Origin of the sequence: Streptomyces sp. NPDC029674 (genome assembly GCF_044903205.1) — a bacterium.
Classification (GTDB): Bacteria; Actinomycetota; Actinomycetes; order Streptomycetales; family Streptomycetaceae; genus Streptomyces.
Genome location: NZ_JBJDPY010000027.1, coordinates 50,629 through 70,225, shown reverse-complemented (window position 1 = coordinate 70,225; position 19,597 = coordinate 50,629). Strand labels below are relative to the sequence as shown.

Annotated in this window: 22 protein-coding genes; 6 read left to right on the top strand and 16 right to left on the bottom strand. The window is 72.6% G+C overall.

The window, feature by feature from the left end:
• Nucleotides 1–253 precede the first annotated feature (253 nt).
• Entirely contained in the window at nucleotides 254–931 is a 678-nt protein-coding gene (locus ACI2L3_RS37585) for an ANTAR domain-containing protein (protein ID WP_404756944.1), read from the bottom strand.
• A gap of 147 nt (nucleotides 932–1,078) precedes the next feature.
• Between ACI2L3_RS37585 and ACI2L3_RS37580 the strand changes: the two genes are divergently transcribed.
• On the top strand, nucleotides 1,079–1,624 hold the full coding sequence (locus ACI2L3_RS37580; protein WP_404756943.1) for a hypothetical protein: 546 nt from the start codon (nucleotides 1,079–1,081) through the stop codon (nucleotides 1,622–1,624).
• A gap of 48 nt (nucleotides 1,625–1,672) precedes the next feature.
• On the opposite strand, the gene ACI2L3_RS37575 is transcribed toward ACI2L3_RS37580, so the two are convergent.
• The 4 genes from ACI2L3_RS37575 to ACI2L3_RS37560 all read right to left on the bottom strand — a co-directional run bounded on the left by ACI2L3_RS37575 (nucleotide 1,673) and on the right by ACI2L3_RS37560 (nucleotide 4,341).
• On the bottom strand, nucleotides 1,673–2,434 hold the full coding sequence (locus ACI2L3_RS37575) for a metallophosphoesterase (RefSeq protein WP_404756942.1): 762 nt from the start codon (nucleotides 2,432–2,434) through the stop codon (nucleotides 1,673–1,675).
• Complete coding sequence (locus tag ACI2L3_RS37570) at nucleotides 2,431–2,685, bottom strand: hypothetical protein (RefSeq protein WP_404756941.1); 255 nt, start codon at nucleotides 2,683–2,685, stop codon at nucleotides 2,431–2,433. The genes ACI2L3_RS37575 and ACI2L3_RS37570 overlap by 4 nt, the downstream gene beginning before the upstream one ends.
• Entirely contained in the window at nucleotides 2,682–3,365 is a 684-nt protein-coding gene (locus ACI2L3_RS37565; RefSeq protein WP_404756940.1) for a nucleotidyltransferase family protein, read from the bottom strand. The genes ACI2L3_RS37570 and ACI2L3_RS37565 overlap by 4 nt, the downstream gene beginning before the upstream one ends.
• Before the next feature lie 166 nt (nucleotides 3,366–3,531).
• Nucleotides 3,532–4,341: an SDR family oxidoreductase gene (locus ACI2L3_RS37560; RefSeq protein ID WP_404756961.1), complete on the bottom strand. Its 810-nt coding sequence runs from the start codon at nucleotides 4,339–4,341 to the stop codon at nucleotides 3,532–3,534.
• Between the two features lie 111 nt (nucleotides 4,342–4,452).
• On the opposite strand from ACI2L3_RS37560, the gene ACI2L3_RS37555 reads away from it, so the two are divergent.
• Nucleotides 4,453–4,761 (top strand): hypothetical protein, encoded by a 309-nt coding sequence (locus ACI2L3_RS37555; RefSeq protein WP_404756939.1) that lies wholly within the window; start codon nucleotides 4,453–4,455, stop codon nucleotides 4,759–4,761.
• Between the two features lie 45 nt (nucleotides 4,762–4,806).
• On the opposite strand, the gene ACI2L3_RS37550 is transcribed toward ACI2L3_RS37555, so the two are convergent.
• The 9 genes from ACI2L3_RS37550 to ACI2L3_RS37510 form a co-directional block, all read right to left on the bottom strand.
• Nucleotides 4,807–5,316 carry a DUF5709 domain-containing protein gene (locus ACI2L3_RS37550; RefSeq protein ID WP_404756938.1) on the bottom strand — a complete coding sequence of 170 codons (510 nt, stop codon included), beginning with the start codon at nucleotides 5,314–5,316 and terminating at the stop codon, nucleotides 4,807–4,809.
• A gap of 118 nt (nucleotides 5,317–5,434) precedes the next feature.
• A complete protein-coding gene (locus tag ACI2L3_RS37545; RefSeq protein ID WP_404756937.1) occupies nucleotides 5,435–5,821 on the bottom strand; it encodes a VOC family protein in 387 nt (128 codons plus the stop codon).
• Nucleotides 5,818–6,111, bottom strand: a complete 294-nt coding sequence (locus ACI2L3_RS37540) for an ArsR/SmtB family transcription factor (RefSeq protein ID WP_404756936.1) — start codon at nucleotides 6,109–6,111, stop codon at nucleotides 5,818–5,820. The genes ACI2L3_RS37545 and ACI2L3_RS37540 overlap by 4 nt, the downstream gene beginning before the upstream one ends.
• A 47-nt stretch (nucleotides 6,112–6,158) precedes the next feature.
• Nucleotides 6,159–6,881: a class I SAM-dependent methyltransferase gene (locus tag ACI2L3_RS37535; RefSeq protein ID WP_404756935.1), complete on the bottom strand. Its 723-nt coding sequence runs from the start codon at nucleotides 6,879–6,881 to the stop codon at nucleotides 6,159–6,161.
• A 114-nt stretch (nucleotides 6,882–6,995) separates the two neighbouring features.
• Nucleotides 6,996–9,476 (bottom strand): SpoIIE family protein phosphatase, encoded by a 2,481-nt coding sequence (locus ACI2L3_RS37530; protein WP_404756934.1) that lies wholly within the window; start codon nucleotides 9,474–9,476, stop codon nucleotides 6,996–6,998.
• Between the two features lie 166 nt (nucleotides 9,477–9,642).
• Entirely contained in the window at nucleotides 9,643–12,105 is a 2,463-nt protein-coding gene (locus ACI2L3_RS37525) for an MFS transporter (protein ID WP_404756933.1), read from the bottom strand.
• A gap of 209 nt (nucleotides 12,106–12,314) precedes the next feature.
• Entirely contained in the window at nucleotides 12,315–12,758 is a 444-nt protein-coding gene (locus ACI2L3_RS37520) for an SRPBCC family protein (RefSeq protein ID WP_404756932.1), read from the bottom strand.
• 96 nt (nucleotides 12,759–12,854) lie between these two features.
• Nucleotides 12,855–14,114, bottom strand: a complete 1,260-nt coding sequence (locus ACI2L3_RS37515) for an SLC13 family permease (RefSeq protein WP_404756931.1) — start codon at nucleotides 14,112–14,114, stop codon at nucleotides 12,855–12,857.
• 54 nt (nucleotides 14,115–14,168) lie between these two features.
• Nucleotides 14,169–14,711: a GNAT family N-acetyltransferase gene (locus ACI2L3_RS37510; protein WP_404756930.1), complete on the bottom strand. Its 543-nt coding sequence runs from the start codon at nucleotides 14,709–14,711 to the stop codon at nucleotides 14,169–14,171.
• 263 nt (nucleotides 14,712–14,974) lie between these two features.
• Here ACI2L3_RS37510 and ACI2L3_RS37505 point away from each other — a divergent pair, with 263 nt between their 5' ends.
• From ACI2L3_RS37505 to ACI2L3_RS37490, 4 genes are all read left to right on the top strand, one after another.
• Nucleotides 14,975–16,009 carry an Rv2578c family radical SAM protein gene (locus tag ACI2L3_RS37505; RefSeq protein ID WP_404756929.1) on the top strand — a complete coding sequence of 345 codons (1,035 nt, stop codon included), beginning with the start codon at nucleotides 14,975–14,977 and terminating at the stop codon, nucleotides 16,007–16,009.
• 119 nt (nucleotides 16,010–16,128) lie between these two features.
• Nucleotides 16,129–17,709 carry an alpha/beta hydrolase gene (locus ACI2L3_RS37500; protein ID WP_404756928.1) on the top strand — a complete coding sequence of 527 codons (1,581 nt, stop codon included), beginning with the start codon at nucleotides 16,129–16,131 and terminating at the stop codon, nucleotides 17,707–17,709.
• On the top strand, nucleotides 17,706–18,104 hold the full coding sequence (locus tag ACI2L3_RS37495) for a RidA family protein (protein ID WP_404756927.1): 399 nt from the start codon (nucleotides 17,706–17,708) through the stop codon (nucleotides 18,102–18,104). The genes ACI2L3_RS37500 and ACI2L3_RS37495 overlap by 4 nt, the downstream gene beginning before the upstream one ends.
• A gap of 65 nt (nucleotides 18,105–18,169) precedes the next feature.
• On the top strand, nucleotides 18,170–18,667 hold the full coding sequence (locus tag ACI2L3_RS37490; protein ID WP_404756960.1) for a GNAT family N-acetyltransferase: 498 nt from the start codon (nucleotides 18,170–18,172) through the stop codon (nucleotides 18,665–18,667).
• 4 nt (nucleotides 18,668–18,671) lie between these two features.
• Here the strand turns inward: ACI2L3_RS37490 and ACI2L3_RS37485 are convergent, their stop codons facing one another.
• Both ACI2L3_RS37485 and ACI2L3_RS37480 read right to left on the bottom strand, forming a co-directional pair.
• Nucleotides 18,672–19,244: an adenylosuccinate lyase gene (locus ACI2L3_RS37485; protein ID WP_404756926.1), complete on the bottom strand. Its 573-nt coding sequence runs from the start codon at nucleotides 19,242–19,244 to the stop codon at nucleotides 18,672–18,674.
• Between the two features lie 195 nt (nucleotides 19,245–19,439).
• Nucleotides 19,440–19,577, bottom strand: a complete 138-nt coding sequence (locus ACI2L3_RS37480; protein WP_404756925.1) for a hypothetical protein — start codon at nucleotides 19,575–19,577, stop codon at nucleotides 19,440–19,442.
• Nucleotides 19,578–19,597: the final 20 nt, after the last annotated feature.

Sequence of the window (19,597 nt, the reverse complement as noted above, 5' to 3'; positions counted from 1 at the left end):
GCGCGATGGTCCGTGTGCGTTCCCGCCGCGGCCCGCCCGCGACGGACGCTCGGACGCGCCGCAGACGCGCCGCCCCGGAGCGCGCCCGACCCTGCCACGGTCGCCCGCCTCGACCCCGCCCCGGTCTGGCCGTCCCGCACGGCAGCCGCGCGTCAGTTGAACGTGAATCGATTCATCCGGCAGCCCAGAGGACACCTCGGGCACGTCGGCGAGAGGGACGGCGCAGCCGAACTCGCCCACTCCGCCCGCCCGTTCACGACGGCAGGTCCCGGAGGATCTCGCGGGCCGCCTCGATCAGGGGCAGGCCGGAGGCGTAGGCGCGGGCCCGCAGCCGGAGCAGCGCCTCCTCCAGCGGCACGCCGAGCCGGTAGCTGAGTACGCCGGTGGCCTGATGCACCTCCGCCCAGTGCAGGCCGACCGCGCCCGCTCTCCCCGGCCCGTCCGCGGGGGCCTCGGCGCCGGGCCGCCAGGCCAGCAGCCGGCCGGTCAGCGCGTCGGCCACCCGCAGCCCGTCCGCCGCCTGCCGGGCGGTCAGCCGCCCGGGTGTCACGCGATAGCCGGTCAGCGTCCCGAACCGTGCCGCCCCCGTCCGCACGGGCCACACGAACACCGCCCGCACGCCGAGCGCCTGCGCCTCGGCGGCGAACTGCGGCCACCGTCCGCCCTCACCCTCACCCGCGCTCAAGTCGGCCAGCTGGTACGGCACTTCGGCGAAGTCCGCCGCAATCGCGGGCCCTTGACCCAGGGTGAACTGCGCGTCCTGCAACCGCGCGCTGATATCGTCGCTGAACCACACCAGCTCCGCCCCCCACCGCAGGGAGACGGCGATCCCGCCCAACCCCAGCGCATGCGCGCACCGCACCGCCCACACACGGTGCTCACCGGCTTCGACGGCCCGCTCCAGACCGAGTAGCAGCTCCTGCACAGACACCTGGTGCTCCATCACTGAGCTTTCCGTACTCGAAATCTACTCTTCGCCTCCCGCCGGGACGGGCCTTCGCGGAGAACGGATCCGCCCGACGGGTGACACCTCCGAGTGGGTACCGTGCGGCATCGGAAAACCACACGGGGAGGCACTGTGACGCTGGTGGACCAACTGCCCGCTCTCATAGGCGTGGTGATCGGCACGCTCGGCTCGTACGCCGTGCAGAGCCTGACGGAGCGGCGGCGGTGGACGCGGCAGCGGGAGGAGCGGTGGGACGAGAAACGCTTCGAGACGTACGGCCGTTACGGCAACGCCCTCAAGTCGCAGCTCCGCATCGCCCAGCGCATCGGCGCCGCCGTCGGATTCGCGGACGTGGCCGACCCGTTGCAGCCGGCCGAGGGGCTGCCCCTCCTCGCCGAGGCGGAGTCCCACCGGGCGACGGAATGGGAGTCCGTTCTGCTCGTCGGCGACGCGGCGACCATCGCGGCGGCGCGGCGCTGGCACGAGATGGTCTGGACCGTGGAACTGCTCGTGCGGGAGGGGCCGGTCGACGACCGGATGTGGGCCAGGGCCCATCAGCTGACGAGTGCGGCGCGCGACGCCTTCTACACGAGCGCGCGGCAGGACCTCGGGATCGCGGGGGATCCACCGCCGCCGGGAGAGTGGCCGCGCTCGTGGCGGGCCGAACTCTCCGGCTGAGAACGGCCGCAGGACAGGCCCCGATCCCAGGCCCCGGTCCCCCGGGAGCTAGCCGTTGCGGGCGGCCGTCGCCGGCTCCGCCGTGCGGTGGTCCTGGAGGTGGTAGACGTTGAACGCCTTGCGGATGACGGGCTGCGCCACGTTGCGGACCGGGACACCGCCGGTGGTCATGCCGTGCTCGGTGCCGGCGTGCGCGTGGCCGTGGACGGCCAGGTCGGCGCCCGCCGCGTCGACCGCCTCCGCCAGCAGGTAGCTGCCGAGGAACGGGTAGATCTCCAGGGGCTCCCCGGCGAGGGTGTCCGGCACGGGTGCGAAGTGCGTGAGCGCCACCCGTGTGCCGCAGCCCTGCTCGGCCAGCTCCTCCAGTGAGGTGCGGAGTCCGTCGGCGCAGCGCCGGGTGTAGCGGATGAACTCCTTCATCAGGGGTTCGCCGAACTCGCTGCCGCTGCGGCCGACGAACCCGCCGCCGAACCCCTTGGTGCCCGCGATGCCCACGCGCGCCCCGTCGACCTCGACGACGGTGCCCTGCCCTTCGAGTACGCGGACGCCCGCGTCGCGCAGCACGGCGGTGACCTTCTCGGGCTGTTCGTCGTGGTGGTCGTGGTTGCCGAGCACGGCCACGACGGGCACCGGCAGACCGGTCACCTCCTGGGCGACCACCTCCGCTTCCTCCTGGGTGCCGTGGCGGGTGAGGTCCCCGGCGAGGAGCAGCAGGTCCGCGCAGTCGTCGAGCGTCTCGAAGGCGGGCCGGAGCACTCCCCGGCTGTCCAGTCCCATGTGGATGTCCCCGACGGCGGCGATGCGGATCATGACACTTCCTCCGGGTGGTCCGGTGCTGCCGACTCGGCCACCACGACGTCGAAGTGGACGGTCAGACCTGCCAGTTCCTCGTTGACGGTGCGATGCATCTCTTCGCGGCAGTGGGTCGTGGGCACGGTCCCGATGACCGCGACGGACGAGCCGCGGGGCTCGACGCGGATGCCCAGTTCACCGAGTTCCTCCGCGGCGAGCCGTTCCTTCAGGTGGGCGATGCGGTACTCGACGTGGGCGTGGTCGTTCATCGGTCTCCTCCTCGCGGTGCGATGACTTCCAGGCGTTCCAGCAGAAAGAGGAAGGCGGCCGGCATCGGCACGTTCCCGTACTCCTCGCGCAGCGCCTCCCAGTCGACCTTCTCGCGCAGCTGCCGGGCGATCGGCAGCACGGCGCCGAAGTCGCAGTGGTGCTCGGAGAACGCGGCGAGCAGGGCCCGTACCAGGTCGGTCGGCGACAGGACCGGCATGTGCACCGAGTCCATCGGCAGCTGTACGGCGCGGCCGAGGAGCTCCGAGGTGACCGGCTGGTTGGCGAGTTCGAAGATGAGGTCGATGTCCTGGCCCAGGCACTTGGCCTTGAGCAGCCAGTCCTCGGGCGGCGCGTAGACCGTGAGGCCGGCCTCCTCCAGTGAGGCCGCGACCGCTTCGGCGTCCTCCGGTTTGATGCAGAAGTCGGCGTCGTGCTGGAGGTTGCCGGTCCCGCCGTGCGCGTACACGGCGACGCTGCCGGCGAGGGCGAAGTCGTGGTCGCGCCGCTTGAGGATGGCGGCGACCTGCTTGGCCGCCTCCAGGATCGCCTGGTGCAGGTCGGGCGGCAGCTCTTCGGCGGGCGCCTCGTGCGGGGATCCCCCGGGCTGCACGCCCGGCGGGCACGGCCCGGTGACCCGCCGCCGCGCGTCGGGAGTGGTGTCTTCTGCGTTCGACGTCACCTTCTGCTCCGTTTCCGGACACCGGCCCGCGCACCGCTCGTGCGGCCCGGTGGTCTCCGACGATCCCTTGCCCAGGCAGCACCGGTACCCGGGGCACCGGGTTCGACACGGGCCGAGGGGCATGTGGTGCGGGGCGCCGTGGACGCGGCGGGCCCGCGGGGCCGCCTCAGGGGCGCCGCCACTCGTCGCTCCGGAGGTGCGAGCCGGCCTGCGGGCCCATGCGCACCATGCCGCCGTCGGCGACCCAGGAAGCGCCCGTCACGTACGAGGCGTCGGGCCCGGCGAGGAAGGCGATGACGGCGGCGATCTCGCGGGCGTCGCCGGGCCTGCCGAGCGGGATGCCGGGGCGGTGCTCGCTGTGCACGTCGGTGTCCTCCTGCCCGGTCATGGGCGTGGCGATCTCGCCCGGTGCGACGGCGTTGACGGTGATGCCGTGCTCCGCGAGCTCCAGGGCCATGACCTGGGTCAGCAGTCCGAGGCCGCCCTTGGCCGCGCAGTAGGGGGCGGCGCCCACGCGGGGCTGGTGCTCGTGCACGGAGGTCACGTTGACGATGCGGCCCCCGTCGCCCTGCCGGATCATGCGCCGCGCGGCGCGCTGTCCGCACAGGAAGGGGCCGACGAGGTCGACGTCGACGACGCGCTGGACGTCGGCGTGGTCGAGGTCGAGGAAGGGGGTGGCGGTGCCCGTGCCGGCGTTGTTGACGAGGACGTCGATGCGGCCGAGGCGCTCGGCGAGGTCGTCGACGACCTGCGCGGCATCGGGCAGCCGGGTCAGGTCCATCTGGGCGACTGCGGCGCGCCGGCCGTGCCTGCCGACTTCCTCCGCCGTCCGCTCGGCGCCTTCCTCGTCGGCGTGCCAGGTGATCCCGACGTCCATTCCGGCCGCTGCGAGCCGGACGGCGGTGGCCCGGCCGATGCCGGAGTCCGCGCCCGTGACGACGGCCACTCCGGCGCCGGATGCGGTGGAGACGGTCATGGAGTCCTCCTGCTCGTTGAACGGATCGCTCATCGCCTTGTGTCCAGCTTCGGCCAGGCTCGCGCTTCGCGCGCACCGCGCTCCTACGCTGGATGGCCGGAGGTGATCACGATGGTGCGGTCGAAGAAGTACGCGGTGGCGGCCTCGGGCCAGTGGGTCGACGAGGAGGACGGCCGGCAGCGGCTGCCCTCCGGTGAGGCGCACGCGTGGGAGCCGGGCAGGAACGAGACGGTCTGCGGGCTCTCCCTGAGCCGCTCCCGGCTCACGCGTTTCCCGCACCTGCCGTGGACGGACGCCATCCCGGAGTCCGGCGGCGCGGCGGACCGCGTCCAGCGGCTGTGCCACCGGTGCGCGTCCGTGGCGGGACGCAAGGGGGCCGACGCCCGGCCGCCGTGGCGCCGGGTCGATCCCCGGCCGTGAGCCGGCCCGGCCCGGTCCGATGAAGGGCCCTGGGGCTCGGGCGGCTCAGTCCAGGTCCGCGGAGGACGGGGGCAACGGGGGCAGCTCCTCGTCGGGGACGACGTGGACGGCCGCCTCCTCCGCGCCCGCGGCGCCGCCGTCGATGCCCTCGTCCCTGGCGACCACCTCTTTGGTGGTGTCCGGGTGGGCGCCTTCGTCCGGGGCGACCAGGCGGCCCGCGCGCTCCTGTCCGGCCTCCGGGTCGATGGGCTCGCCCTCGCCGTCCGGCAGGTCGCCGATGGTGTCGCGGGGCCGCTCCGGGTCGGGCACCTCGGTGTCGGGGACCTCCTGCCGCAGCCGCTCGTCGAGCGTCTCGCCCTCGTGCTGCTCCGCCGCCGTGGTGCCGGTCTTGGTGACGCCGAGCGGCTTCTCCGGCGGCGAGTAGCCCTCGTCGAGCATGTCGTCGTACGTGCGCTCGTCGACGGCGTCCTGGAGGTCCAGCGGCGCCGCGTCCTCCTGCTCCTCGTTGTCGCCGGTGGGCTGGTAGGCGTCGTCCGCCATGTTCTGGTCGCTCATGACTACCTCGCGCTTCGGGGTCTCGGTGGTGTCGCGCTCGCCCTCTCATGGTCGCGCTCAGCGTCCAGGGTTGCCCACGAGAGACCGCCCAAACGATCTGCCTGCCCCCGGCCCGGTCCTACTCCGTGTGCATGATCTGGATCAGGTTGCCGCAGGTGTCGTCCAGGACGGCGACGGTGACCTTGTCCATCAGCACGGGCTCCTGGGTGAAGTGGACGCCGAGTCCGCGCAGCCGTTCGAACTCCGCGGATACGTCGTCCACGGTGAAGGCGGTGGCCGGGATGCCGTCCGCGACCAGCGCCTCCTTGTACGGCTTCACCGCGGGGTGCCCGTCGGGTTCCAGCAGCAGCTCGGTCCCTTCGGGGTCCTCCGGCGAAACCACGGTCAGCCACCAGTCGTCGCCGATCGCGACCTTGGACTTCTCCACAAAGCCCAGGACGTCGGTGTAGAAGGCCAGGGCCTTGAGCTGGTCGTCGACGAATACGCTGGTCAGGTTGATTCTCATGGGGTGCTCTCCGGTGCGTCGGGCCTGAGCCATCGGTTCATGACGCGCTCGATGGGTGCGGTGTCGAGGTCGTGGTACTTGTACCGGCCCTGGCGGCGCGTGCGGATCAGGCCGGCGGTTTCGAGTACGGCGAGGTGCTGGCTGATCGCCTGGCGGGACAGGCCCAGGCCGTGCTTCATCGCCAGCCGTGCGCATATCTCGAACAGGGTCTGCCCGTCCCGTTCCACGAGCTCGTCAAGGACGCGCCGGCGGGTGGGGTCGGCCAGCGCCTTGAACACATCGTCTTCCACGACCCGAAGATACGCAAGCCGTGACTTGCCTATCAAGTCGGGTCACGTCAGGAGGGCGCGAGCACCAGCCATCGCGACGGCAGCTCGATGCGCGTGCCGTCCGCGGTGTACTCCGTCGTCGCCAGCGGCAGCTCTCCCGCGGCGACGATCCGGAGCCCGGCCGCCGCGACGTACCCGTCCACCGCCGCGTCGGCGACCCCCGCGGGCGCGATCCCGTGGGCGAAGACCGGCGCCAGCTTCGGCGGCGGCCCCGCGGGACTCCGCGCCAGCCCCATCAGCACGGGGTGCGCCGCCTCCGACAGCTCGACGACGAAGGCGCGGCCGCGCTCGCCGAGCAGCGTGGCGATGCCGTCGAGGAGCGGCTGCCGCCCCGCGGGCTCGCACTGGTGCAGGACACCCCGCATGTACACGTTCACATCGCCGACCTCGGCATGCAGCTGTCGCGCCTCGCTCTCCTCGCCCGCGTCGAGCTGCCGGAAGTCCACCTGCCCGGCCGCGTCCGCGCGCCGGGCGTGGTCGAGGGCGGCCGCCGAGAGGTCGACGCCGAGGACGCGCGGGAAGCGGTCGGCGAGGAAGCGGGTCTGCGTGCCGTTGCCGCAGCCGAGGTCGACGACGGGCAGGCCGGCGGCGGTCATGTGCGGCTCGAACAGCGCGAGGTGGAGGCCCGCGGTGAGGGCGGGCTCGGCGTCCCAGAAGACCGCACCGGACTCGCCGGGCGCCTCCCGCCAGAACCCCTCCCACGCCTCCTTGTACCGGCTCGTGACGCTCATGTCCGTACTCCCCGGGGTGCGACGAGAGCCGCCGAAGCCGACGACAAGATCGGTCTATCGCGCCCGGGGCGCACGGACAAGCTCCCGCGCACCGCTTCCCGGTCGAATAGCTGACTAGCGTCGCGGCAGCGGCAGTTCGCACCAGACGGTCTTGCCCGCGCGGGTGCGGCTCGTGCCCCACTCCCCCGCCAGCGAGCTGACGACGCGCAGACCGCGCCCGAACTCGTCGCCGGGGCCCGCGCTGAGCAGCGTCGGCAGGGTGTGGTCGTCGTCCTCGATCTCGCACACCAGCACTCCGGAGCGGACGAGGCGCAGATCGATCCTGCTGCTGCGGGAGTGGCGCACGACGTTGGTGACGAGCTCGCTGACGAGCAACTCGGCCGTTTCGACGAGGGGTTGGAGGGACCAGGCCCGCAGCTGGGTGCGCACCATCTCACGGGCCCTGCCCACTTCGGCGGGGTCGACGGCGAGCCGCCAGTGCGCGACGTTCTCCATCGAGATGCCATTGAGCCTGGCCATCAGGAGCGCCACGTCGTCCTTGCGGCCGCCGCGCGTGTTGAGGGCGCGGATGATCGTGTCGCAGGCGTCGTCCATGGAGGCGGCGGGGTGCGCGGCGGACTCGGTGAGCGTGGCGAGGCCGACGCCGATGTCCTCGCCGCGTACCTCGACGAGGCCGTCGGTGCACATCAGCAGCCGGTCGCCGGGCGCCACCCGCACCAGGACCGATTCGAAGGGCACACCGCCGACGCCGATGGGAGCTCCGGTGGGCAGCTCGAGGAGTTCGCTGCGGCCGTCCGCGGCGCGGACCAGGACGGGCGGGATGTGCCCGGCGTTGGCGAGGTGCAGCTCGCCCGCGATCGGGTCGTAGACCGCGTACAGGCACGTCGCGAGGTAGTGCTCGCCGAGGCGCTGCGCGAGGTCGTCGAGGTTGCGCAGGAGCTGCTCGGGCGGCAGGTCGAGGGCGGCCATGGTCTGCACGGCCGTGCGCAACTGGCCCATCATGGCCGCGGAGTTGAGGCCGTGGCCCATCACGTCGCCGACGACGAGCGCGGTCCTGGACCCGGGCAGTTTGACGGAGTCGAACCAGTCGCCGCCGACCCGGCCGAGGAGCGTGCCCGGCAGATAGCGGGTGGCGATGTCGCAGCCGGACATCCGGGGCTGGATGTGCGGCAGCATGCTGTCCTGGAGGGTGTCGGCGACGCTCTCCTGGTACGTGTACATGCGGGCGTTGTCGAGCACGAGGCCCGCGCGGGCGGCCAGTTCGGCGCCGGTGACGCGGTCCATGTCGTTGAAGACGGGCCGCTCCCGGTGGCGGAGCAGGATCATGAAGCCGAGGACCACGTTGCGCGCCTTGAGCGGTACGACGAGCATCGAGCGGTGGTTGATCAGCGGGCGGATGTCGCGCTTCTCGAACTGGGAGGCGATGGCGTTGCCCATCTCCTCGGTGATGCGGGGCACGAGCACCGGGTCGCCGGAGGTCATGCACTGGAAGAACGGCGTGTGCGCGGGGAACGGCATGGACTCGCCGACCGGCACCACGTCGTCCCAGCGGCCCGGCTCGTCGGTGTGCTCCACCGCGACCCGGTGCCACATGGTGGTCTCGTCCGGCGGCCCCTCGGGGAAGCCCTCGCCCGCGACGACCTGCTCGCGCAGGTAGGTGCCCGCCACGTCCGTGAAGCGCGGCACGACCGCCCTGCTCACCTCGATGATCGTCCGGGACAGGTCGAGCGAGGAGCCGATCCGCCCGCTGACCTCGTTGAGGAATTCGAGGTGCTCGCGGACCGCGGCGTACTCGAGGTCCTCGCCCTCGTCGTCCACCGTGTCCGGAGCCTGCGGCAGTCCGCCGGCGGCCGCCCGCGCGGCGCGCTCCCTGCGTTCCTTGCGCTCGATCCGGCGGGCGACGCCCCAGTCCGGGGTGACGGGCACCCGGTCGTGCCTGCTGAACTCCAGGACGGGATAGCCGAGTTCGAGGATCTGGGCGACGATGCGGGCGCTTTCGTCCACGCTCATGCTGGGCAGGATCTCGGGGAGCCGGGCGGCGAGTTCGTCGGCGCCGGGGAAGTCCGTGTGCAGCGCGAAGCCCGGCGCGATCCGCTCGACCTGTTCGTCCCGCTCGCCTCGGCCGCCACCCTGTTCGGCGCCCTGCCCGGCGGCCTGTTCGTCGGTCACGGCCAGTCGCGTGGCGTCGGCGGCGAGCACCAGGAGCCGCTCGGGCCCCGGGCCCACCAGGGGGTACGCCCACCACAGCACGTCGACCCGGCCGTGGGCGCCGCCCGGTCCCCGACCGGAGCCGGTCAGCCGCGCACGCCCGGCGGCGGGGTAGGAGATGCGCCCGTCGAGGGAGGTCTCCAGGTCGGGGCCGAGTCCGTCGAAGGCGCCGAAGGACCCGCGGTCCTCCGGTATGGCGCCGTGCACCGGGAGCAGATCGCCCGCGGGACGGCCGACGGCGTCCTCCTTGCCGTACCCGAAGAGACGGCGCGCACCGATGCTCCAGTGCGAGACGAGCCCGGCACCGTCGACGACGACCACGGCCAGGGGGATGCGGCCGGACGCGGCACTCTGCGTCAGCGGCTCGCCCGGAGTGCCTCGTTCCATGGCCCATGCTCCTTCCCGCGGCAGCGCAAGATTCTGCGCCGCCACCAACCACCGTACGGCTGCGGCAGGTTGCCGTGCGGGGCAATACGGGAATTGGCCGCGCGACCGGGGCACCGGCGCACGCCCCCTCGGCCGTACGCCGTCCGGTCCGCGGGACCGGCGCCGCTCAGTCCTCGTGGCCGAGCTGCAGGTCCCGCTCGGTGCGGCCGCCGCCGGCGACCTGGAGGACCGTGGCGACCGGCGGGTAACCCGCCGCGATCACGGTGTATTCGCCCGACGACAGGTCGACGAAGCGGAAGGAGCCGTCCGCTCCGGTGGTCAGGGTGTCGACGACGTTCCCGGCCGCGTCGAGCAGCGTCACGCGCGCGTCCTCGACGGGCCGCCCGCCGCCGGCCCGCACGGTGCCCCGCAGCACGGCCCCGCCCGCGAGCTCCACGTCCTGCCGGGTCTCGCGGGAGGCCTGCACGGAGACGGGCAGGGCGGCGGGGCGGAACGCGGGGGCGCTGGTGGCGAGCGTGTACTCGCCCGCCACCAGCTCCGTGATGACGTAGCCGCCTTCGCGCCCGCTGCGCGTGGTCGCGACGACCTCGCCGCGGACGTCGGTGAGGGTGACGGCCGCGTCCCTGACGGGCGTTCCGTCGGCGGTCACCACGCACCCCGCGAGCCGGCCCGCCCCGCCGAGGACGACGTCGAGCTCGACGGGCCACTCCCCGACGGTGACGGTGACGGCCTGCGGCTGGTGCCCGCCGGCGGCCGCGATCAGCACGAACGACCCGGAGCCCGGGGTGCTCAGCGCGTACCGCCCGTCCTCGCCGCTCGCGCCGCGCCCGATCTGCTGTCCGGCCACGTCGATGAGGGTGAGGGCCGCGCGGGGCACCACGGTGCCGTCGGGGTGCTGCACGGTGCCGCAGACCGGGACCCCGGCGGCGTACGTCGTCGTACGGGCCCGGGGCACGGCCAGGGGCTCGGCGGCGGGCACGTCGTGGGAAGCGGTGGTGGACAAGAGAGGGGTCTCCTTGAGGAAGAAGGCGAGCAGCATGCCGAGGACGAGCACCGGCACCAGGTAGAGGAAGATCCGCGGCATCGCGTCGGCGTAGGCCTGGATGTAGCCGTCGCGCAGCGGCGCGGGCAGCGCGTGGACGAGCTGCGGGGTGATGGACTCGGCGGCGGGCACGGCCTTGCCCGACCCGGCGGGGAGCCGGTCCCGGAGCGCGTCGGCGAGCCGGTCGGCGAAGAGGGTGCCGAAGATCGCGGCTCCCACGCTGCCGCCGATCTGCCGGAAGTAGTTGTTGGCGCTGGTGGCGGTGCCCAGGTCGGCGGGGCGGACCGCGTTCTGCACGGCGAGGACGAGGACCGGCATGACCAGGCCGATGCCCGCGCCGAGCACGGCCATCCAGATGCTGTACTCCAGCCGGGAGGTGTCCTCCTCGAGCCGCGAGAGCAGCCACATGCCGGCTACGGAGAGCGCGCCGCCGACGATCGGATAGATCTTATAGCGCCCGGTGTGGCTGATGAGCTGGCCGGAGATGATCGACGCGGCGACGATGCCGCCCATCATCGGCAGCATGAGGAGGCCGGACTCGGTGGCGCTCGCGCCGTCGACCATCTGCAGGAAGGTCGGCAGATAACTGGCCGCTCCGAAGAGGGCGATTCCGATGACGACGCCTACAAGACCCGTGATGTTGAAGACCGGATCACGGAACAGGCGCAACGGAATGATCGGTTCTGCCGCGAACTTCTCGGCGACGAGGAAGAGCAGGCTCGCCACCACCGCACCGGCGCCGAGCCCGAGGATCACCCGGTCGCCCCACGCGTACTCGGTGCCGCCCCAGCTGGTGAGCAGCACGAGGCAGGTGGAGGCGGCGGCGAGCAGGAGGGCGCCGAGCACGTCGAGCCGGGCCCTGCCGGTGGGCTTGGGCAGCTTCAGGACGAGCGTGACGACGAGGAGGGTGACGAGGCCGAAGGGCACGTTGAAGTAGAAGCACCAGCGCCAGGAGGCGTGGTCGGTGAAGAAGCCGCCGAGCAGCGGGCCGGCGACCGAGGCGAGGCCGAACACGGCGCCGATGAGGCCCATGTAGCGGCCGCGCTGCCGGGGCGGCACGATGTCCGCGATGATGGCCTGTACGCCGATCATCAGGCCGCCCGCGCCGACGCCCTGGATCGCGCGGAAGGCGATGAGCTGGTCCATCGTCCGCGACCAGCCGGCGAGCGCCGAGCCGATGACGAAGATGACGATCGCGAACTGGAAGACGCCCTTGCGTCCGAAGAGGTCGCCGAGCTTGCCGTAGATGGGCAGGCCGATGGTGGAGGTCAGCAGGTAGGCGGTGATCGCCCAGGACATCTTGTCGAGGCCGTGCAGCTCACCGACGATCTTCGGGAGCGCGGTGGCGACGATCATCTGCTCCAGCGCGGCGAGCAGCAGCGCGAGCATCAGGCCGACGAAGACCATGCGGACGCGGCTCGGGCTGAGCCCGTGCGCCGCCGCTGCCGGTTCGGGGGCCGCTGGTGGCGGCTGCGCCTGTCCCGGGCCCTGATCATCGTGCGTCGAGGGTCCGTTGGCCACCTCGTCGCGGTGCCGTCCGTCCCGCTCGTCCTGCGCCGCGGCCTTCACCAGCGTCGTCCCACCCACGTCCTGCTCCCCTCGTCGCGCCTGCGACGCATTTCTCGCATTACGCGACAACTACGAGCAAGCGCGACGAGTCACGCTCATGTGGGGCCTGGCGGACGTAAGCGCCGGTCGGAGCCCTACGGCGTACAACGGGGGCGAGCGGAAAACCACTCGAAACGGTGAGTGTGACGACAACCCTGATGGGCTACGCGGGAGTTGACTGCTTCGGACTACTTCTCGACCTCGGTGGCGAGGTTGGCGAGCACGGCGTCGTAGATCCGCCCCAGGCCCTTGGGCGCGAAGGTCTTCTCGAAGAAGCCGCCGATGCCGCCCGCGCCGTTCCACACCGTGGAGACGACGACGCGGGACTTGCCCTCGCCGGCCGGCGTCACCGTCCAGGTCGTGACCATGGAGGAGTTGCGGTCCTTCTCGACCAGTTCGCCGTCGGTCGGCTCGCTGACCTCGAGGAGGCAGTCGCGGATCCGCTTGCTGGTGGCCTGCAGCTTCCAGTGGACGAGGGTGCCCTCGCCGTCGCCGCCCTCGCGCACCTCGTACTCGCTGAAGTGCTCCGAAAGGAGCTTCTGCCGCGTGCCGCTGTAGTCGGCCAGCACGTCGAAGACGTCGTCCGGCTTCGCCGTGATGATCCGCTCCGTGACTGCCTCGACCTGCGCCATTGCACTTCCTCCAGCACTTGTTTCTCGGGGACTCCGCGGAAAGCCAACCACCCGGTGCGCCGGGCTCCCAAATCGGGGCCCTCACAAGCAGTTCGCTCAGCCCGGCAGGAGCCGGAGCGAGAGCCACAGTGCGAGGGTCGACAGGGCCAGGGCGGCGGGGGTGGTGAGCAGCCCGAGGCGGGTGAACCGGCCGAGGCCGACGTCGTGTTGGTGCTGGTGGGCGATGCGGCGCCAGAGGAGTGTGGCGAGGGATCCGGCGTAGCTGAGGTTGGGTCCGACGTTCACGCCGATGAGTACGGCGAGGACGGCGCCGGGTCCGGCCGGTGCGGCGAGCGGGACCAGGGCGAGGACGGCCGGCAGGTTATTGATCAGGTTGGCGAGCAGCGCGGCGACGGCGGCGGTGCCGAGCAGCGCGGGCAGGGTCGTGCCGTCCGGCAGCACCCGTCCGAGGGCGTCGCCGAGGCCGTTGTCGACGACGGCCCTGACGACGATGCCGAGCGCGAGGACGAAGGCCAGGAACGGCAGCTGGACGGAGCGCAGGACCGCCACCGGTGTCGTACGCCGGCGTGCGAGGGCCCGCACCGCGAGGACGGCCGCCCCGGCCGCCGCGGACCAGGCGGGGTCGACGCCGACGCCGGAGGCCACGGCGAACCCGGCGAGCGTGGCCGCGACGGTCACCAGCGCGAACCGCGGCATGCGCGGCGGCTCCGCGGCGTCGGTGCCCTCCACGGGGGCGTCGAGGTCGGCGGCGAAGAAGCGCCGGAAGACGGCGTACTCGACCGCGATGGCGACCAGCCAGGGCAGCGTCATGAGCAGCGCGAAGCGCGTGAAGCTCAGCCCCGTCGCGGTGAACGCCAGGAGGTTGGTGAGGTTCGAGACGGGCAGCAGGAGGGACGCCGTGTTGGAGAGGTGGGCGCTGGCGTAGACGTGCGGCGCGGGGCGTGCGCCCATGCGGGCGGCGGTGGCGAAGACGACCGGTGTGAGCAGGACCACGGTGGCGTCCAGGCTCAGGGTCGCGGTGATCAGCGAGGCGAGCCCGAAGACGGCGGCGAGCAGTCTGCGGGGCCGGCCTGCGGCCCGGCGCGCCATCCAGCTGCCGCAGGCGCGGAAGAGCCCTTCGTCGGCGCAGAGCTTGGCGAGGACGAGGACGCCCGCGAGGAAGCCGATCACGGGGCCGAGCCGCGCGGCCTCGTCCCGCACGTCGGCGAGCGGGATCGCGCCGGCCGCGACGACGACACCGGCGGCGGGCACGGCGAAGGCGGCCTCGGGCCAGCGGAAGGGGCGGACGACGGCGCAGACAAGGACGACGGCCAGGGCGGCGACGGACAGGGACTCGGCGAGCATGTCTTCGATCATGCATCGCGCGCCGCCCTGCCCCGCCGCCGCCCCGGCGCAGTGGGGCCCTACTGGTTACCGCCGGGTCGGCTCATTCACCGTGGTGGCAGCGGTGGCGGCGAAGCGGGCCACCGTCCCGTCGTCGCTCCGGCGGTGCAGCCCGGCCTTCTCCAAGACGCGTACGGAAGCCGGGTTGGCCAGGTCGACGTCGGCGTGGACCGAGGTGACCTCCGGCAGGGCCAGGGCGGCCGTCACGAGGGCGCTGACGGCCTCGGGGGCGTAACCGTGGCCCCTCCGCGAAGGCACCACGCCATAGCCGAGCTCCACGGCGCCCTCGCTCGGCGGCCAGAGCAGGCTGATGGAACCGACGACCGCACCGCTTCCGCGTTCGACGATCAGCCGGTGGCCGTACGCGCCGGGTACGCCGGACGGGCCGGCCTGTTCGGCGACGAAGCCCGCGATGACGCGGTCGCCGTCAGCGGGGAAGTCCTCCGCCCAGTGGGCGAGCCGCTCGTCGCGGACGACGGCGGCGAGTTCCCCGATGGACCAGTCCCGCAGGACGAGGCGCTCGGTGACCAGGTCGGAACCGGCGAGGGGGAGAGCAGGAAGAGAAGACACGCGACACTCCAGTCGTTCGTTCGGACGACCGGGCCGCTCGCGGCGGACTCTGTTGCGTCAGGCTCGCGCGACCCGGACGAGGGCATGCTGATGAAGCGTCTGGCGGGCCATATTCATCAACCTCCCCGGTCGCGTTCCGTCGCGCGCGTGTCGCGCCTGACATGACCCTACCAAGCAGGCCCCTCCCGGGGCTGTCGAGCTCCACTCGCACGATCAAGGGAACAAGTGTTCTATTGTGTGGTCAGTGCTACCGAGGAGGCGTCATGCGCTGGGAGAACCTCTCCGACGGGCCGCGCCGGGGCACCGCGGACGCCGCGCTGTTCGGCGCGGACGCGGTCACCACGCGGACCTTCGACACCCCTGAGTTCAGGGGAATCACGTTCCACGAGATCCGGGCCAGGTCGATCGTGAACCGGGTGCCGGGGGCATCCCGGATGCCGTTCGAATGGACGGTCAACCCCTACCGGGGGTGCACGCACGCGTGCGTCTACTGTTTCGCACGCAAGACGCACAGCTACCTGGACCTGGACACCGGCCTCGGCTTCGACAGCCAGATCGTCGTCAAGGTCAACGCCGCCGAACTGCTGCGGAGCCGGCTCGCCTCGCCGCGCTGGCACGGCGAGCACATCGCCATGGGCACCAACGTGGACTGCTACCAGCGCGCGGAGGGCCGCTACCGCCTGATGCCGGGGATCATCGAGGCGCTGCGCGACCGCGGCAACCCCTTCTCGATCCTGACGAAGGGCACACTGATCCTGCGCGACCTCGATCTGCTGCGGCAGGCCGCCGCGGTGACCGAGGTGGGGATCTCCATGTCCGTGGGGTTCATCGACGAGGAACTGTGGCGCACCGTCGAGCCGGGCACGCCCGCTCCGGAGAGGCGCCTCGATGTCATCCGCACCTTGACCGAGCACGGCATCGACTGCGGAGTCCTGATGGCGCCCGTCATCCCCTTCCTCGGCGACCATCCCGACCAGCTGCGCGCCACCGTGCGGGCCATCGCCGCGTCGGGCGCGACGTCCGTGACGCCCCTGGTGCTGCATCTGCGCCCGGGGGCGCGCGAATGGTTCATGGCCTGGCTCGGACGGCACCACCCGCATCTGGTGCGGCGGTACGAGCGGTTGTACGCGGAAGGCGCCTACGCCCCGAAGTGGTACCAGCGCCGCGTCACCCGGCACGTGCACGAGCTGGCCGAGGAGTTCGGCATCGGCCCCACGCGCGCGGGTGCGCGGCGACGGATCCCCGTCCCCGACGAGCCCGCGCCCGCGGCCGGGCCCACCCAGCTCACGCTTCTGTGAACCGCTTGCCCCTTTCGGGTTGTCTCCCAACGCGACGGCTCTCTCCGGCGCGGCCTTCCGGGAAGATGCGCGAAGGGTCACGGCCTGCGGGGCCCTGAGCCACCGCCCCGGGAGGCCGGATGAAGAAGCGTGCCGCCGTACTCTGCGCAGTCGCCGCCGCGGTGGCCGGGACCGTCACCGCGGTACCGCCCGCGTCGAGCGCCCCGACCGATCCCGGCGCCCCGTACGCCGCCCACGCCCGGCGGCACGCCCCTCTCGCGTGGAAGTCGTGCGCCATCGAGGACCATCCGACGCTCCAGTGCGCGTCGCTGAAGGTCCCGCTCGACCATCAACAGCCCGACGGCCGGCAGATCACCCTCGCCCTGTCCCGCGTCCCGCACACCGCGGCGGACTCCCAGGGGCCGCTCCTGGTGAACCCCGGCGGTCCGGGCGGCAGCGGACTGACCATGGCGGGATTCGTCGCCGAGGCACTGCCCGAGGAAGTGGCCGCCCAGTACGACGTCATCGGCTTCGACCCGCGCGGCGTGGGCCGCAGCAGGCCCGCGCTCAACTGCCGCCCGGGGCACTTCTCCCCCGTGCGGCCCGCCTCCGTCCCGGCCACGCCGGAACTGGAGCGGGCCAACCTGCGGCGGGCGGAGGCGTTCGCGCGGGCGTGCTCTACGAAGTACGGCGACATCCTGCCCTTCATCGACTCGGTGAGCGCGGTCCAGGACATGGACGCCATCCGCGCGGCCCTCGGCGCGGACCGGATCAATTTCTTCGGCTACTCGTACGGCAGTTACCTGGGCGCCCTCTACGGAAAGCTCTATCCGCACCGGGTGCGCCGCATGGCGCTCGACTCCCTCGTCGACCCGACGGGCGTCTGGTACGCCAACAACCTCCGCCAGGACCAAGCCTTCGACACCCGCCACAAGGCACTGATGGCGTGGATCGCCCGGCACGACGCTACGTACGGCCTCGGCAAGGACCCCCGGAAGGTCGAGGCCGCGTGGCACGCGATGCGGGACGCGGTCGCCGAGAAGCCCGCGGGCGGGAAGGTGGGCGCCGCCGAGCTGGAGGACACCTTCATTCCGGGCGGCTACTACAACGGCTACTGGCCGCTGCTGGCGAAGGCGTTCGCGGCGTACGTGAACGACGGGGACGCCGAGCGTCTCGTCGCGGCGTACGAGGACATCGGCGCCGTCGACGCCGCGGGCGAGAACAGTTACAGCGTCTACGCGGCCGTGCAGTGCCGGGACGCGCAGTGGCCGCGCGACTGGCGGACGTGGCGCGCCGACAACGACCGGGTACACGCGAAGGCACCGTTCTCCACCTGGAACAATGCCTGGTACAATGCGCCGTGCGCGTTCTGGCCGACGCACCACCTGACCCCGCCCGACGTCGCGAACTCCGGGCTGCCGCCCGTCCTGCTGTTCCAGGCCACCGACGACCCCGCCACCCCGTACGACGGCGCCGCCCACCTGCACCGCAAGCTGCTCGGCTCCCGCCTGGTGGTCGAGCGGGGCGGCGGCAACCACGGTGTCGCCCTGCGCGGAAATCCCTGCCTCGACCGACACTTGGCGGCCTATCTGACGAGCGGTGCGGTGCCGGCGGGCGGCGGCGAGGCCGACGCGGTGTGCGAGGCGACGCCCGAACCGGAGCCGCGGGACGCCCTCCCGCGCCGGGCGTTGTCACACCCGTGGTCCACGATGGGGTCATGAGCCGACTGACCCGCATCAGCGCCCCCGAGGGCGTCGCCCCCGCCACCGCGTACACGCACGTCGTCATGGGAACGGGCCGCTTCGTGGCGGTCTCCGGCCAGTTGGCCCTGGACGAGGACGGCGAGCTCGTCGGCGAGGGCGACGCGGCGGCGCAGGCCCGGCAGGTCTTCGAGAACCTGCGGCGCTGCCTCGCGGCGGCGGGCGCGACCTTCGACGACGTCGTGAAGCTGACGTACTTCGTGACGGACATGGCGCACATGCCCGCCGTGCGGTCCGCGCGGGACGCGTTCCTCGACCCCGAGCGGCTCCCCGCGTCCTCGGCGGTGCAGGTGGCGTCGCTGGTCCGCCCGGAGTTCCTGATGGAGATAGAGGCGTTCGCGGTGGTGGCGGAGTAGGCGGCGGCGTGCGAACACGCGATGCGGACGTGCGGATACGGGATACGGACCTGCGAATACGGGAGATGGGCGAGGCCGACTGCGATGACGTCGCCGAACTCCGCGTCCTCGGCTGGCAGTCGGCGTACGCGGGGCTGATGCCCCAGCCGCACCTGGACGCGCTCAGCGTCGAGGAGAGCGCGGCGCAGCTCCGCGAGCGGCTGGCGCGGGGCCGGACGGGCTCGGTGGACCTGGTCGCCGTGCGGGGCGGGCGGATCGTCGGCTGGGCCTGTTCCGGCCCGGCACGCGACGGCGATCTGCCGCCGGGCGAGAGCGAGTTGTACGCGCTGTACGCGCACCCGGAGCAGTACTCCACGGGCGTGGGCCGCGCGCTGCTCCAGGAATGCGCGGCCCGCTGCGCCGCGGCCGGCCACGGACGGATGCGCCTCTGGGTCCTGGAGGGAAACGCCCGCGCCCGCCGCTTCTACGAGCGGGCCGGGTTCACACCGGACGGCGCCCGCGATCCCCAGGAGCTGGACGGCACACCCGTACCCGAGATCCGCTACAGCCGCCCTCTCCCCTGAGTCCTCACTCTTCCGGGAGCCGGGCCAGCGCCGCCGACGCCGCCGCCGCGAGGCGCGGGTGGCCGCGGGCGGCCAGCAGGACCGGTCTGGCCCGGGCGTCACCCAGTGCCCCGAGCCCCTCCACGCAGGCGAGCGCGATCTTGCCGTACGGATCGTGCGGCGCCAGTCTGCGCTGGAGCGTGGTGATCAGCGCGGGCGCCGACTCCGGGGCGCGCAGCTCCGTGAGGAGGCGGACCGGGTACAGGGCGTACGCGACGCGGAGCTCGTTGGTCGCCAGGGCGGCCGCCGCGCGTGCCGTGCGCGGGTCGCCGAGGCGGGCCAGGGCGTGGGCCGCGGCGGCGCACCGCGGCGGGTCCCGGTGGTTGAGGAGCAGGACGAGCGACTCGAAGGCCCGGCGGTCACCGGCGACGCCGAGTCTGACCGCCACCAACTCCCTGGCCCACAGCGGCTGCCCCGGGGAGACGAGCGCCTCGGCGAGCTCATCGAGGTCGTCGGTGGCGACCAGCCGCTCGTACTCCTTCGAACCACCCGCCTCGACCCGTAAGCGTTCCGTCACCGTCCGCAACTCCTCATCCATGGTCGCGAGCCTAAGCCTTACCCAGCAGTCGCGATGTAGATCACAGACATCGGGGAACATCGCGGGCTGGCGCGCTCGTTACTCGCCGGTTAGTCTCATGTGAGCGGGGCACACTCCCCGTAGCAGTTCCTTTCCTCGTCGTGGCCTGGTGACGCAGCCACGGCGAGTGCAAGTCGGTTCGGTACTTCACGTACCTCAGTACGACGTGGCTCCGGGACAGAGCCGGTCGGCTTCCTCACCGGGCGTGCCCTTCGCGCCGCCCGGCACGACACACACCACTCCCCCGCTCGCCGTGCGGCCCGTCGCCGTACCCGCGCGCCCCTCAGTCGTCACTCTCTTCCTGGAGTCCACGC